Annotated in this window: 13 protein-coding genes; 7 read left to right on the top strand and 6 right to left on the bottom strand. The window is 41.9% G+C overall.

All coding sequences use genetic code 11. From position 1 onward, the window contains the following. The first annotated feature begins 129 nt into the window (after positions 1-129). Both ACVW2L_RS00205 and ACVW2L_RS00200 read left to right on the top strand, forming a co-directional pair. Positions 130-1,224: a glycosyltransferase family 4 protein gene (locus ACVW2L_RS00205; protein ID WP_457125928.1), complete on the top strand. Its 1,095-nt coding sequence runs from the start codon at positions 130-132 to the stop codon at positions 1,222-1,224. Positions 1,225-1,261: 37 nt separating this feature from the next. Further along, the gene (locus tag ACVW2L_RS00200; RefSeq protein ID WP_457125927.1) at positions 1,262-3,097 is read left to right on the top strand and encodes an ABC transporter ATP-binding protein; all 1,836 of its coding nucleotides are present in this window, start codon (positions 1,262-1,264) and stop codon (positions 3,095-3,097) included. Positions 3,098-3,125: 28 nt separating this feature from the next. Here ACVW2L_RS00200 and ACVW2L_RS00195 read toward each other — a convergent pair whose 3' ends face one another. The 5 genes from ACVW2L_RS00195 to ACVW2L_RS00175 all read right to left on the bottom strand — a co-directional run bounded on the left by ACVW2L_RS00195 (position 3,126) and on the right by ACVW2L_RS00175 (position 6,003). After that, the gene (locus ACVW2L_RS00195; protein ID WP_457125926.1) at positions 3,126-3,677 is read right to left on the bottom strand and encodes an NUDIX hydrolase; all 552 of its coding nucleotides are present in this window, start codon (positions 3,675-3,677) and stop codon (positions 3,126-3,128) included. Continuing rightward, positions 3,670-4,074 carry a hypothetical protein gene (locus tag ACVW2L_RS00190; RefSeq protein ID WP_457125925.1) on the bottom strand — a complete coding sequence of 135 codons (405 nt, stop codon included), beginning with the start codon at positions 4,072-4,074 and terminating at the stop codon, positions 3,670-3,672. Before ACVW2L_RS00190 ends, ACVW2L_RS00195 begins: the two co-directional genes overlap by 8 nt. Before the next feature lie 22 nt (positions 4,075-4,096). Continuing rightward, positions 4,097-4,897 carry a TPM domain-containing protein gene (locus ACVW2L_RS00185; RefSeq protein ID WP_457125924.1) on the bottom strand — a complete coding sequence of 267 codons (801 nt, stop codon included), beginning with the start codon at positions 4,895-4,897 and terminating at the stop codon, positions 4,097-4,099. Between the two features lie 10 nt (positions 4,898-4,907). Continuing rightward, positions 4,908-5,342, bottom strand: coding sequence for a TPM domain-containing protein (locus tag ACVW2L_RS00180; RefSeq protein WP_457125923.1), 435 nt, complete (start codon positions 5,340-5,342; stop codon positions 4,908-4,910). Between the two features lie 82 nt (positions 5,343-5,424). Continuing rightward, complete coding sequence (locus tag ACVW2L_RS00175) at positions 5,425-6,003, bottom strand: LemA family protein (RefSeq protein ID WP_457125922.1); 579 nt, start codon at positions 6,001-6,003, stop codon at positions 5,425-5,427. Between the two features lie 589 nt (positions 6,004-6,592). Between ACVW2L_RS00175 and ACVW2L_RS00170 the strand changes: the two genes are divergently transcribed. Further along, the gene (locus ACVW2L_RS00170) at positions 6,593-8,872 is read left to right on the top strand and encodes a GH92 family glycosyl hydrolase (protein WP_457125921.1); all 2,280 of its coding nucleotides are present in this window, start codon (positions 6,593-6,595) and stop codon (positions 8,870-8,872) included. Between the two features lie 6 nt (positions 8,873-8,878). Here ACVW2L_RS00170 and ACVW2L_RS00165 read toward each other — a convergent pair whose 3' ends face one another. Continuing rightward, on the bottom strand, positions 8,879-10,105 hold the full coding sequence (locus ACVW2L_RS00165) for a 3-deoxy-D-manno-octulosonic acid transferase (protein WP_457125920.1): 1,227 nt from the start codon (positions 10,103-10,105) through the stop codon (positions 8,879-8,881). A 245-nt stretch (positions 10,106-10,350) separates the two neighbouring features. Here ACVW2L_RS00165 and ACVW2L_RS00160 point away from each other — a divergent pair, with 245 nt between their 5' ends. Genes ACVW2L_RS00160 through ACVW2L_RS00145 form a run of 4 tightly spaced genes read left to right on the top strand, consistent with a single transcriptional unit; the run spans position 10,351 to position 14,169 of the window. After that, positions 10,351-11,340, top strand: a complete 990-nt coding sequence (locus ACVW2L_RS00160; RefSeq protein WP_457125919.1) for a UDP-glucuronic acid decarboxylase family protein — start codon at positions 10,351-10,353, stop codon at positions 11,338-11,340. Positions 11,341-11,342: 2 nt separating this feature from the next. Beyond that, positions 11,343-12,374 (top strand): UDP-glucose 4-epimerase GalE, encoded by a 1,032-nt coding sequence (gene galE, locus ACVW2L_RS00155; protein ID WP_457125918.1) that lies wholly within the window; start codon positions 11,343-11,345, stop codon positions 12,372-12,374. Beyond that, entirely contained in the window at positions 12,371-13,423 is a 1,053-nt protein-coding gene (gene rfbB / locus ACVW2L_RS00150) for a dTDP-glucose 4,6-dehydratase (protein ID WP_457125917.1), read from the top strand. The genes galE and rfbB overlap by 4 nt, the downstream gene beginning before the upstream one ends. Next, complete coding sequence (locus ACVW2L_RS00145) at positions 13,423-14,169, top strand: tyrosine-protein phosphatase (protein ID WP_457125916.1); 747 nt, start codon at positions 13,423-13,425, stop codon at positions 14,167-14,169. The genes rfbB and ACVW2L_RS00145 overlap by 1 nt, the downstream gene beginning before the upstream one ends. The last annotated feature ends 107 nt before the right edge of the window (positions 14,170-14,276 follow it).

The raw sequence follows: 14,276 nt of genomic DNA, 5'->3' as shown, positions 1-14,276 counted from the left end.
TAATAAGTAAACAAGTACGGGTGTTTAGCACGCCGTAATAAAACATCCTAAACCCGTACTTTATTTTGATATTTGCAGGCTGCTTTAAAGGGCGTATGGCTTTGCCATGTTATGATTTTACATCAATACATGAAAATACTTTTTGATCATCAAACTTTTTCAAACCAAAAATATGGCGGAATATCCAGGTATTTCGCTAATCTGCATTATGGTTTACGTGCTAAGACTAATGTAGAATCCAAATTGGGTTTGGTGTTTACGCATAACGCTTACATCAATAAAAAAAGTTTGCCCGCGGGAGGATTGCTTGAACCTATCATAAAAAAGCAATCACGCCGTAATAAGTACAATAAATGGTATTGCAGACACCTGTTAAGGCAAGGCGATTATGATGTTTTTCACCCCACCTATTATAATCCCTATTTTTTAGATTCGGTTAAAAAGCCTTTTGTTATAACTGTGCATGATATGATACATGAGCTGTATCCGCATTATTTTGCAAAGCAGGATGCTTTAACGGCAGGATATAAAAGACAGGTTATTAATAAAGCTGATCATATCATTGCCATATCAGAATGCACCAAACGCGATCTCCAAAAATTTTATTCTATACCTGATGATAAGATAACTGTTATATATCATGGTTATAAATTAAGCGATGATAGTATCTCTTCGCACCGGATTGAAGTAAACTATAAATATGTACTATTTGTTGGCGACAGGGCTGGTTACAAAAATTTCGAGTTGTTTGTTGAGGCTACGGCACCCTTGCTGTTAAAATATAATTTGCAGCTCATCTGCTCGGGAGGCGGCGATTTTACAGCAGCCGAACACCAACTTTTTAATAGTATTGATATAACCGATCGCATACAGCAAATATCAGCCAGCGATGCACAGTTGGCCGCTCTTTATAGCCAGGCAGAGGCATTTATTTATCCATCGCTTTATGAAGGGTTTGGCTTGCCGGTTTTAGAAGCTTTTACCAATAACTGCCCGGTAATTATGAGTAATACATCATCATTGCCCGAGGTTGGGGGCAATGCAGCACAGTACTTTGATCCAATGAGTAAACAATCAATAACTGCAGCTATTGATGCCGTTATAAGTAATAAAACCCTGCAATCAGAGTTAAGAACAAAAGGTAAGCAACGGTTAAGCTTGTTTAATTTTGATAATACTTTAAAGCAAACTATAAATGTTTACAAACAGGTTATGCAGCAATAGGCTGTAATTTGCATAGTTTTGCAGCATTAATTTTTAAATGAAGACTTATTTCAGACTACTCTCCTTTGCCAAGCCAATTGAAAAATTTGCTATACCTTATGTAATTGTTACCCTTTTTGCCATTTTATTTAACACACTTAACCTTGCGCTTTTAGCGCCGTTGATGGAGACGTTGTTCTCTGATACAAAAGCCGGTGTAACAGAGGTAGCGGCAATAGTAAAACCCAAATCATGGCTTGATATAATGGGTATGTTTAAATTCTTTGTGCAGGATCTTATAACAACTTACAATGGCAAGTTTGCTTTGAAGGTAGTTTGCGGGATTATTGTGGGATCAGTTATTCTAAGCAATATTTTCCGATACGCATCGCAGCGAATTATGGAAAACCTGAAGTTGCATACGCTTTTAAATTTGCGAAAGGCCGTGTTTGACAACGTGATGGATCTGCATCTTGGTTTTTTTAACAACGAAAGAAAAGGCGACATTATATCAAAAGTAGCTTCAGACGTAACCGTTGTTCAATACTCGGTTACCGGCACGTTACAAGTGGTTTTTAAAGAACCTGTGCAATTAATATTCTATATAGTTACTTTATTTCTGATTAGCCCCAAACTCACTTTTTTCTCGCTTCTTGTTGTACCAGTATCCGGCTTCATCATATCGCGCATTGTTAAGCGGCTAAAGGCCCAGGCAGTTGAATCGCAACAAAGGTTTGGCAACATGATAAGCTACCTGGACGAGGCGCTTTCGGGGGTGCGTATTATTAAAGCCTTTAACGCCTCAGAATTTATTAAACAGCGCTTTAACGACGAAAATAAGCGGTATTCGTCCATACTACGTTCTATGGCAAAACGGCAGCAGTCGGCCTCTCCTGTATCAGAAACGCTGGGCGTTCTAATGGTATCTGGTATTGTTTTGTATGGTGGGGGGATGATATTAGACGGTACTTCTACCCTGTCGGGCGGAGATTTCATCGCGTATATCGCCATATTTTCTCAGGTTATGCGCCCGGCCAAGGCCCTGTCTGACTCATTTAGTAACATACACTCGGGCATCGCCGCAGGCGAAAGGGTGCTGGAACTAATAGACGAAAAACCACTTATTACCGACGCGCCGGATGCCGTTACGCTCACCGGATTTAACGAAGGAATTCAATTTAAAAATGTATCATTCGCCTACAGCGATAAAACGGTATTGTCTGATATAAACCTTATCGTTCCTAAAGGGAAAACCATCGCCTTAGTTGGGCCTTCGGGCGGGGGTAAATCAACCCTGATGGATATGATTCCCCGTTTTATGGATCCGCAAGGGGGTAGCATATTGATTGACGGCACCAGTCTTAAACAAGTTACAGCGCATTCCCTAAGGGATTTAATGGGCATAGTTAACCAGGATTCCATTCTTTTTAACGATACTATTTATAACAACATTGCTTTTGGCAAAACGGATGTTAGCCCCCAGCAGGTTGAAGAAGCCGCGCGCATAGCCAACGCCCATAATTTTATAATGGAAACCGAGCAAGGCTACCAAACTAATATTGGCGATAGAGGTGCAAAACTATCCGGAGGGCAGAGGCAGCGCGTTTGCATAGCTCGCGCAGTTTTGAATAATCCACCCATTATGCTTTTAGATGAGGCTACGTCAGCGCTGGATACTGAATCGGAAAAACTGGTGCAGGACGCGCTGAACAACCTGATGAAGAACCGCACATCGCTTATTATAGCCCACAGATTAAGCACTATCCAAAGCGCAGACATTATTGTAGTGCTGGAGAGCGGAAAGATTATTGAACAAGGCACACATCAACAGCTTATACTGCATAATGGCTTATATCGTAAGCTAATAGATATGCAAACGTTTACTGACGGTTAGAGCTCAATCTGACAGCAAGCTTTTAAAACTACAACTTGCCCATTTTAGCCAAAGCATAAAACAAAGCTGTACAATGCAGGGCCTGCACTATCTTATTATCAGCCAACAATTGCTTAACCTCATCAATGGTATATTCTTCAATCACCAACTCTTCGTGTTCATCTAATGCCTGTTCCTGCACCTTAACGCCACCTGTGGCCAGGTAGCAAAAGGTTTTATTGTTAGCTGTAGATGGATTAGCATAAATTGTACATAAGGATTCCACATTATCAAATTGGTAGCCGGTCTCTTCCAGCAGTTCGCGGCGCATAGCCTCTTCGGGTCTTTCATCACCATCAATAACACCTCCCGGTATCTCTAACGAAACTATATTAGCGGCGTGGCGATACTGTGTTACCATTAGGATCTTGCCTTCTTGAGTAACCGCCACCGCGTTTACCCAATTGGGGTATTCTAAAACGAAATACTCATCAACAATACGCCCATCGGGCATTTCGCATTTGTCCGCACGTAAAGTGGCCCAGGGGCCTTTATGTATATATTGTGAACTAAGCAGTGTCCACTTTAAATTGTTATTCATAGTTTATTTCAAAATACCTGTATATAGTATTTCGTTTTGCAATGTTGTCAAGAGACTGAAAATGATATTTTTCTTCTAAAAGTTCAAAAATAGCCAGTACTTTTTTTAGCAGCAAATCGGTTTCTCGGTCGTTTTTAAAAGGCTCGGCAAACATATATAGCATTTGGCTTAAAGCGTTTAGCTTCTCTGAGTTGTATTTACCGGAGGTGATCAGTTCTTTAAACTGTTCTTCATTTAAAACAAGCAGCGCCTCCAGTTCGGTATTATATTCTTCTGAAAGAATACTCTCAAACTCTTTGGTGAATTCCTGTTGGGTACCTTGAGCCTTTATGCCCATTAATTTAGCTAGGATCAGCGCCATTTTACGCATCTCATCCACCACCATATCTCGATACATTTATATAAAAATTAAGTAAAAGCTACCAGCTCCCGCCGGAACCGCCACCGCCGAAGCTGCCCCCGCCAAAACCACCGAAGCCACCGCCGCCAGAACCACCACCACCGCCTGAGAAACCTCCAAAACCACCGCCGCCACGATTATTACCACTATTCATCAGGGAACCTGCCAACATCCACCACAGCGGGCTTGCGCTGCCGCGCCGCCCAATTATTTGGCCCCCACCACCGCCGCCTTTGCGGAAAATGGCAATCAATATAATTATAACTATAACTACTATAATTCCTATTGGCGAGCCATTGCCATCGTTATTTTTAACCCTGGCAGGTTTGGCGTCGGCCTTGTATTCGCCTTTAGTGTATTTAATAATAGCATCGGTACCGGCATCCAGCCCGCCATAAAAATCACCCTCCTTAAAGCGGGGATTCATTTCTTTTACGCGGATCTGCTGCGTAATAATATCGGGCAAAGCACCTTCCACGCCATAGCCGGTTTGTATAGAAAGTTTGCGGTCATCCTTGGCAACCAACACCATTATACCGTTATTTTTACCCTCGTGCCCCACTCCCCATTTGCGGCCTAACCCGGTAGCGTATTCGTTTACATCATAATCGCCAATAGAATGCATTATTACAACTGCTATTTGCGTAGAGGTAGAATCATCAAACACAACCAACTTATCCTCCAAACGCTGTTTTTCAACAGTAGATAGGGTGTTGGTATAGTCGGTTACCAGCGTGTTTGATTTTGGCGGGAAATCCTGCGCGGAAGAGAACAAGCCCATCAAAAGAAGACCAGAAAATATCAGAAGTTTTTTAAACATGAGTTTACGTTTATTCACCGTCCATAAATGCCACATCGTCCGATATCTCATTTACATCGTCGGTTGCGCAAGGGAAAAATGTACCCAGCTTTTCGCCGGCACGGGTAATACCTATTACTATTCCTTCAATTAAGTTGCCTTGCTTAAACTGCTCCAGCATCTCGTTTTTCGTGGTATCCCAAAAATCAACCGGAACCATTTTGTTTATACCTTTATCGCCAATAATGGCAAACTTGCGGTCAACAGTAGCTAAGTAGATTAGCACACCATTGCGCAATTTGGTTTTATCCATATCAAGCTGATAAAAATATTTAGCAGCGCGGTCAAGCACTTCATCTTTGCAGGTTTTTTCCACGCAGATGCGAATCTCGCCCGAGGTGTTTTTTTCCGCCTTAGCTACAGCATCGCTTATCTGCTGCTGTTCGTCGTCGTTAAATAGGCTCATTGATACAATTAGTGATTGAGTGAATTAGCGATTGCTGAATGCCGAAAGCGGTACTCATTAACTCACTCATTCACTCAATAGATTAAAATTTTACAGTAGGCGCTTTGTCTGATCCGGCTTCGGCCTGGAAGTAACCTTTCTCGGTAAAGCCAAACATTTTAGCAGTTAAATTAGCCGGGAACTTGCGTATTTTAGTATTGAAATCCTGCACAGCATCGTTAAAGTCTTTACGAGCCACGGTAATACGATTTTCAGTACCCTCTAACTGCGCCTGCAGGCCCATAAAGCTCTCATTAGCTCTTAACTGCGGATAAGCTTCTGAAACTGCCAGTAACCTGCCCAAAGCAGAACTTAACTGACCCTGTGCTGCCTGAAATTGCTGTATAGACTCAGGCGTTAATTTAGTTGGATCAACTTGAACAGAAGTAGCCTTGGCGCGGGCCTCAATTACTGCAGTTAAAGTGCTTTTTTCAAAATCAGCGGCGCCTTTTACAGTTGCTACCAGGTTAGGTATCAAGTCGGCACGGCGCTGGTATTGGGTTTGTACCGCACCCCATTTGCCTTTAACATTCTCATCCAGTTGCACCATACTGTTATAGCTGCATGAGCTTAAAGACATTGCACCTACTATTACTAATATTGCTGTGAGTAACTTTTTCATTTTCTATTGATGTTTTTTGAAATTAGATTACAAAACACGTACCGTTGTTACAAGCTATGTAAAACCTGCCACTTCGGCGTATTATGTAAATATAACAAGTTTAGATGGCTTAGGTTGTTAGGGGCATGTAATTTAGCAAACATTATAGTTAAGTGTAGCATAGCAGGTAGGGTGCTATACCCTGCTACAAACCTGCTACAATGTAGAAAGAGTCAGGCGTATCGTTTCACAAAATATATAAAACGGGCGAAACGTATGAAACGCTTTTTTTGTTATTACGTTTATTTTCAAGTGGTTACCAGTAGGGTATAAAACGCCCTGAAACTACTTTTAAGTCAGTTTTTTTAGCTGCAATTACTATATATAATTTTGATAATCAGAATGTTATAAAATTAAGGAATTATAATGTTAAATGAAACGCTCACTCAGAAGCTTATCATTAATCTATTTAACTTTTTAGATTGCGAAAACAGATTTTCAAAACTCGCAATTAACCAAAGGGTGCGGCATTGTCAACTTGATCCTACCATCGTATTCATCCTTTAAATCTTAGTCTTATATTTACGCCACATTAACTGATCGTATCCTCATGAAGCAATTCATATTTATCTGCATTGCCCTTTCGGGCTTTGTTGCTAATGCTCAAACCCGCCTTGTACAATACGTTAAACCCATTGTGGGCACCCAGCGCATGGGGCATACCTTTCCGGGTGCCACCGTCCCCTTCGGTATGGTTCAATTAAGCCCCGAAACTGATACCGTTAGTTACGATCTGAACGGCAAATACAACCCGGAGGTATACAAATATTGCGCTGGTTATCAGTATGACGATAAAACCATAGTAGGCTTTAGTCATACTCATTTTAGCGGCACGGGACATTCAGATCTGGGTGATGTATTGATCATGCCTACCATCGGCAAGCTTAAGCTGAATCCCGGCAGGGCGGATGTGCCGCATAGCGGTTACCGCTCGCCGTTCTTACACCAGAACGAAATTAGCGAAGCCAATTATTATAAAGTAAAGCTGGATGAATATAACATTACGGCCGAAATGACCACCAGTACCCGTGTAGGCTTTCATCAGTATACTTTCCCAAAAACAGACAGCGCGCATATTGTATTGGATATGATGGCTGGCATTTACAATTACCCCGATAAAAATGTGTGGACCTACCTGCGCGTGGTGAATGATACAACGGTTATTGGTTTCCGCCAAACCAATGGTTGGGCGCGTACCCGTACGCAGTATTTTGCTATCACGTTTTCTAAGCCCTTTATCTCGCATGGCTTTGCTAATTATACGCCGCGTAATGTTTATGGCGGGTTTTGGGGCAGGTTTGATCAAAGAAAAAATTTCCCCGAAATTGCGGGTAAGCAGATTAAAGCCTACTTCGATTTTAAAGCTAACGAGGGCGAAAAAATAAACATCAAAGTAGCTTTATCGCCGGTAAGCATGGAAGGTGCCTTGAACAATATGCGCGCAGAGGTATCCGGTTGGGACTTTGATAAGGTAAGAGCAGACGGGCAGCGGTTGTGGGAGAAAGAACTGCACAAAATTGAAATTGCAGGTAGCCAGGAAACTAAAGAGAATTTCTACACTGCCTTATACCATACCCTTATTAACCCGACGGTTTATATGGATGTTGATGGCCGGTACAAAGGCATTGATCAAAACATTCACCGTGCCGAAGGTTTCACTAACTACACTACATTTAGTTTGTGGGATACCTACCGGGCATTACACCCGCTGTTTAATATTATTGAACCTGAACGCAATGCGGATATGGTGCGTTCTATGTTGGCCCATTATCAGCAAAGCCCTGAGCATTTTTTGCCTGTTTGGTCAAACTCCGCCAACGAGAACTGGTGTATGAGCGGCTATCACAGCGTTGCTGTTATTGCTGATGCCGTTGTAAAGGGTAACGCTCCTTTTGATGCCGATGCCGCTTTAGAAGCTTGCGTAACCACCGCTCGGGGCCGTAAATACATGAACATAGGTTTATATATGGATAGAGGGTATATTCCTGATGAGCGGGATGGCAATTCGGTATCTTCTACGTTGGAATATGCTTATGATGATTGGTGCATTGCGCAAATGGCAAAAAAGCTGGGCAACACAGCGATCTACGAGGAGTTTAGCAAACGGGCAATGAATTATAAAAACGTTTATGATCCCGCTACGGGCTTTATGCATCCGCGATTGGATGATGGCAGTTTTCGTAAAAAGTTTGATGCGCTTACAACCATTGGTCAGGGATTTATTGAGGGTAACGCCTGGAACTATACCCTGTTTGTTCCGCATGACCCGGCGGGACTGATCAATCTGATGGGTGGCAACAAGCGCTTTGTTAGGTATCTTGATTCATTATTTACCATGCACCTGCCCGATAAATTTTTTGAAGAGACGGAAGACATTACGCGCGACGGCATCATCGGCAACTATGTGCATGGCAACGAACCATCACACCATGTGGCTTACTTGTATAACTGGACAGACAAGCCCTGGAAGACGCAGGAGCGCATCCGCATGATATTACCAAAAATGTATAGGCCAACCCCTGATGGTTTGGGCGGCAATGACGATACCGGGCAAATGAGTGCCTGGTACGTTTTTAGTTCGCTTGGCTTTTATCCTGTAGCACCGGGATCAGATCAGTATGCTGTGGGCAGCCCTGCGGTTAATGGTGCACTGATACAAGTGGGTAAAGGCAAAACCTTAATCATTAAGGTAAATAACCAAAGCGATAAGAATGTATATGTGCAAAAACTACTGCTCAACGGTAAGCCCGTTAGCGCGTTATTTTTAAATCATGATGACATAATGAGTGGTGGTGAGTTGACCTTTTTTATGGGCCCGAAGCATAAGTAATGCTCTTTACAGCGATTTTTGCGAGGTAATATGATCAACTATTTTTTGGGTAGCGCCAATATTTTGCTGCACATAAACCTGGGCCTTCCGAGCGGCCGAAGTTAAAGCGACGGCATCATTCATTAAACTTTTGGTAACGCTCTGTAGTTCATATTCATTGGCAATGGTAAAACCGGCCCCCTCAGCTATTAAGTCGCAGGCCTCTTTAAAACGTTTGTATTTAGGGCCAAATATTACCGGCAAGCCAAAGGCCGCGGCCTCAAGCGTATTATGTATACCTGCACCAAATCCGCCGCCGATGTACGCTAAATCCGCATATTGGTAAAGCGACGATAGCATGCCAATGTTATCTATTATTAAGACTTGAGATTTGAGATGTAAGATGTGAGATTCAATCTGTGAGTATTTGAGGGTTTTACCTGCAGGTAGCAGTTTAATTAAGCCGCTTATCTTGTCCTCTCCTATCTCATGCGGCGCAAAAACAAATTTCCATTCGGGATATTGTTTTAGCAGATCAACCAACAATGCTTCGTCAGCCGGCCAGGTACTGCCGGCAATGAACAGCTTTTGCCCGTTTTTAAATTTATCAATAAGGGAAATGTTTTTAGGCTGCTGGGCATTGGCCCAAACCCGGTCAAAGCGGGTATCGCCGCTAACGGCGGCATTAGTAATATTTACCTCGCGCAGCAATTGTACAGATCGCTCATCCTGGACAAAAAAATAATTTACAAAATGCAGCATCTTACGATGCAGCGCGCCATACCATTTAAAAAATACCTGACCGGGCCTGAATATACCAGATATAATATACAACGGCACCCGGCGCTGGTTTAGCTCAGCAAAAAAGTGATACCAATACTCATACTTGGTAAAAACAGCTAAAGCAGGGTCTATTTTTGAGATAAAATCGCGGGCATTGGCAGCTGTATCGAAAGGCAAATAATAAACTGCGTTGGCAAGGGGGGTATTCTTCCTAACTTCATAACCGGAAGGCGAAAAAAATGTAACAACAATTTCATGCCCAGGATATTGTTCTTTCAGCTGTTCAAGCACGGGCCTGCCTTGCTCAAACTCGCCCAACGACGCAAAATGGAACCACAAACTTTTTTTGTGCTGCTTAATTGATTGATGTTTGCGCCCACGCAACCATAAAGCAGCCTTATTATTAAATAAGGATGCCAAACAGATCAGCATATAATAAATATGAATGGTTGTATTATAAAGGAGCAACATTAATGCTAAATTACTATCTTAGTTCCAAACGAATCAAAAAATTTAAATCAATGCACCTTAATTGCGATTTAAAATACAAAAGGAATTATAAAAAAATTAAAGAGTTCGTAATAGTTTACGTGTAAAAATATAAAATCAATTTTCATACGTGCTTCTATTTATTAAATCTTTAATCTAAATAAGTATCTTAGCGGCAACATTACATTGAATAGCCGCGTATAAAATCGGACACCACAAAGCAAATTATGGCTCGTAAACGCATATTGATTACCGGTGCAGCCGGCTTTTTAGGATCGCACCTTTGCGATAGATTTATTAAGGAAGATTATCATGTTATTGGCATGGATAATTTGATAACCGGAGATCTTCGAAACATTGAACATCTGTTCAAACTGGAAAACTTTGAATTTTATAATCACGATGTTTCTAATTTTGTGCATGTGCCCGGAGACCTGCATTATATATTGCACTTTGCATCGCCTGCAAGTCCGATAGACTATTTAAAAATACCTATCCAAACCCTTAAAGTGGGTTCATTAGGTACGCATAACCTGTTAGGTCTGGCAAGGTCAAAAAATGCACGTATGCTAATTGCGTCAACATCTGAAGTATATGGCGACCCGAACGTTAACCCGCAGCCCGAAGAATACTGGGGCAATGTTAACCCCGTAGGCCCGCGGGGCGTTTATGACGAGGCTAAACGTTTTCAGGAAGCTATAACTATGGCTTACCATACTTTTCATGGTGTAGAAACGCGCATAGTACGCATATTTAATACCTACGGCCCCCGCATGCGCCTTAATGATGGCCGTGTACTACCCGCTTTTATTGGCCAGGCCCTACGTGGCGAGCCTTTGACAATGTTTGGAGACGGATCGCAAACCCGTTCTTTCTGCTACGTTGATGACCTTATAGAAGGCATTTATCGTCTGCTTTTTAGTGATTATGCTCAACCTGTTAATATTGGAAATCCCGACGAGATCACCATCCGCCAATTTGGCGAAGAAATTATTAAGCTTACGGGTACCGATCAGAAATTGGAGGGCAGGCCATTACCAACAGACGACCCTAAGCAACGCCAACCGGATATTACCAAAGCAAGGGCTATTTTGAACTGGGAGCCTAAAGTATCACGTAGCGAAGGGTTGAAAATTACTTATGAGTACTTTAAATCATTACCAAAAGAAACACTTGAAAAAGTAGAACATAAAGATTTTAAGCATTATAGTAAATAATTATGAGTAAGATTTTAGTAACCGGCGGGACCGGCTATATCGGATCGCATACAGTTGTTGAGCTTATAGAAGCAGGTTATGACGTTGTGATAATTGACAATCTCTCTAATTCTTCGAGGGATGTGTTAAACCGTATCGAAAAGATAACAAACAAACGCCCCGCTTTTTTCAAAACGGAAATGTGCAACTATGATGAACTGGAGCACGTGTTTGTAAAGCACCCTGATATTGCTGCGGTTATACATTTTGCTGCGTTTTTACAAGTTTTTGAGTCGGTTACAGAACCGTTAAAATATTTTGAGAACAACTTGTATTCACAGATCAACCTGATGAAATGCATGCGTAAATTTGGAATAAAGCCGCTGGTATTCTCATCATCGTGCACAGTTTATGGCAACCCCGAAATATTGCCGGTAACAGAAGAAACGCCAATTCAAAAGGCGGCATCGCCTTACGGCAATACCAAGCAAATGGGCGAAGAAATAATAGAGTTTACAGCAAAGGCAGGTCATATCAACGCCATATCGCTGCGCTATTTCAATCCTGTTGGCGCGCATAAAAGTGCGCTTATTGGCGAGGTGCAGCATGGTGTTCCGCATCACCTGATACCTTACATTACTGAAACAGCGTCGGGCAAACGCGAAGCGCTAAATATTTTTGGCAGCGATTATAATACGCCGGACGGCACCTGCGTACGCGATTATATACACGTGAGCGACGTAGCACGTGCCCACATAAAAGCAGTTGAGCGCCTGTTTAAAGAAAACGACAAGCAAGGTTGGTATGATGTTTTTAATATAGGCACCGGCGAGGGCTATTCGGTACTAAACATGGTAAATGCTTTTGCCGAAGCAACAGGTATTAAAATAAACTATAAATTGGTTCCGCGAAGAGGTGGTGATGTTGAAGCAGTATATGCAGATACTACTAAAGCCAACCAGGAACTTGAATGGGAAACAGTATATTCGCTGCCAGACATGATGCGATCAGCATGGGTGTGGGAGCAATCTTTTAAAGCTAATCCTATAAAATGAAAACGATAATTATTACCGGTGGTGCGGGCTTTATAGGTTCGCACATGGTACGCAGGTTTGTAAAGAATTATCCGCAGTATAATATCATTAATCTTGATAAATTAACATATGCCGGTAACCTGGCTAACTTAAAGGATATTGAAAACGAAACCAATTATAAGTTTGTAAAAGGCGATATAGTTGATATAGCTTTTATTAGCGAGCTGTTTGAGACTGAAAAGCCCGATGCGGTGATACATTTGGCTGCAGAATCTCACGTTGACAGATCAATCGCTAATCCTGCTGAATTTGTGATGACCAATGTGGTTGGCACCGTTAATTTACTAACCGCTGCGCGCGAGGCATGGAAAGGCAATTATGATAAAACCCGTTTTTATCATGTATCAACTGATGAGGTTTATGGCAGTTTAGGCGATGAAGGCATGTTTACTGAAGAAACAGCTTACGATCCGCACTCACCTTATTCTGCATCAAAAGCAGGTTCTGATCATTTTGTAAGGGCATATCATGACACTTATGGCATGGATACGGTTATATCTAACTGCTCCAATAATTATGGGTCATACCACTTTCCGGAAAAGCTAATACCGCTGGCCATTAACAACATTAAAAACAATAACCCTGTACCTGTGTATGGTAAAGGAGAAAACATACGCGATTGGCTTTGGGTTGAAGACCATGCACGTGCCATCGACGTTATTTTTCATAATGCAAAAGCAGGATCAACCTACAACATAGGCGGCCATAACGAATGGAAAAATATAGACCTGATAAAACTGCTTTGCAGTGTAATGGACACTAAGCTTAGCAGAGAGCCGGGTACATCTGCAAAATTGATTACCTATGTAACCGACAGGGCCGGGCATGATCTTAGGTATGCAATTGATGCAACAAAATTAAAAAATGACCTGGGTTGGGTGCCGGGAATTACATTTGAAGAAGGACTGGAAAAAACTGTTGACTGGTATCTTGAGAATGAAGACTGGCTGAACGATGTTACGTCAGGCCATTACCAGGCATATTACGCCGATCAATATAACGATAGATAATGTTTAATTTTTTTAAGAAAAAAGACAAACCTAAAAAAGAACCTACATTTAACTATGAGTCTATTGCGGTAGATATGCACTCGCATGTTTTACCGGGTATTGATGATGGGGCACAAAATGTTGAAGAATCTGTCATTCTTATAAAGCGGATGATAGACCTCGGCATTAAAAAAATTATAGCTACGCCCCATGTTATGGTCGATTTTTACCGCAACACGCCCGAAACCATCGGGAACGCGTTAACGCTTTTAAAAGAAGAACTGATAAAACAAGGCATTGACATACCGGTTGAAGCCGCGGCCGAGCATTATTTTGATGAAACTTTTGAACCGCGGATAGACGCAGGTAAACTGTTGACGTTTGGCGATAATTATGTGTTGTATGAATATTCGTTTGTAAATCAACCCCAAAACTGGTTTGAAGCCATGCGGAAAATGACGCAGGCAGGCTATAAACCCATTTTGGCCCACCCCGAAAGATATCCTTACTTAACTACCGACACCATGTCGATGATGCGTGGATGGGGTTGTAACATGCAGATGAACACCGTCTCGCTTACAGGTTATTACGGCCGCGAAACAAAAAAACGCGCCGAAGAAATGGTGGATCTGGAACTGGTTGACTTTATATCAAGCGATATGCACCACCCGCGCCATGCTGATGCATTAAAAGATGCATTATTGAGCCCCTATATTGAAAAATTACTTTTTGACGATTATCCGTTAAAAAATAAAGGGCTTTTATAATTTGCAGATAGGTAGATACGAAGAAGTGCGGATTGTATTCCTATCGTGTGATGAAAAGCTTAGCGCTGTAGCATGACATCAAATTTGACAACAACTCCGAAATCGAA

This window comes from Mucilaginibacter sp. HD30, from assembly GCF_054061755.1.
The sequence above is the reverse complement of the archived record's forward strand: the minus strand, read 5'-3'. Positions and strand labels throughout refer to the sequence as shown.

Coding starts and splice junctions, on each gene's coding strand:
- rfbB (WP_457125917.1), top strand. CDS start 12,371: ATGAAAACGATAATTATTACCGGTGGTGCGGGCTTTATAGGTTCGCAC.
- ACVW2L_RS00175 (WP_457125922.1), bottom strand. CDS start 6,003: ATGAAAAAGTTACTCACAGCAATATTAGTAATAGTAGGTGCAATGTCT.
- ACVW2L_RS00160 (WP_457125919.1), top strand. CDS start 10,351: ATGGCTCGTAAACGCATATTGATTACCGGTGCAGCCGGCTTTTTAGGA.
- ACVW2L_RS00190 (WP_457125925.1), bottom strand. CDS start 4,074: ATGTATCGAGATATGGTGGTGGATGAGATGCGTAAAATGGCGCTGATC.
- ACVW2L_RS00170 (WP_457125921.1), top strand. CDS start 6,593: ATGAAGCAATTCATATTTATCTGCATTGCCCTTTCGGGCTTTGTTGCT.
- ACVW2L_RS00200 (WP_457125927.1), top strand. CDS start 1,262: ATGAAGACTTATTTCAGACTACTCTCCTTTGCCAAGCCAATTGAAAAA.
- ACVW2L_RS00165 (WP_457125920.1), bottom strand. CDS start 10,105: ATGTTGCTCCTTTATAATACAACCATTCATATTTATTATATGCTGATC.
- galE (WP_457125918.1), top strand. CDS start 11,343: ATGAGTAAGATTTTAGTAACCGGCGGGACCGGCTATATCGGATCGCAT.
- ACVW2L_RS00205 (WP_457125928.1), top strand. CDS start 130: ATGAAAATACTTTTTGATCATCAAACTTTTTCAAACCAAAAATATGGC.
- ACVW2L_RS00195 (WP_457125926.1), bottom strand. CDS start 3,677: ATGAATAACAATTTAAAGTGGACACTGCTTAGTTCACAATATATACAT.
- ACVW2L_RS00185 (WP_457125924.1), bottom strand. CDS start 4,897: ATGTTTAAAAAACTTCTGATATTTTCTGGTCTTCTTTTGATGGGCTTG.
- ACVW2L_RS00180 (WP_457125923.1), bottom strand. CDS start 5,342: ATGAGCCTATTTAACGACGACGAACAGCAGCAGATAAGCGATGCTGTA.
- ACVW2L_RS00145 (WP_457125916.1), top strand. CDS start 13,423: ATGTTTAATTTTTTTAAGAAAAAAGACAAACCTAAAAAAGAACCTACA.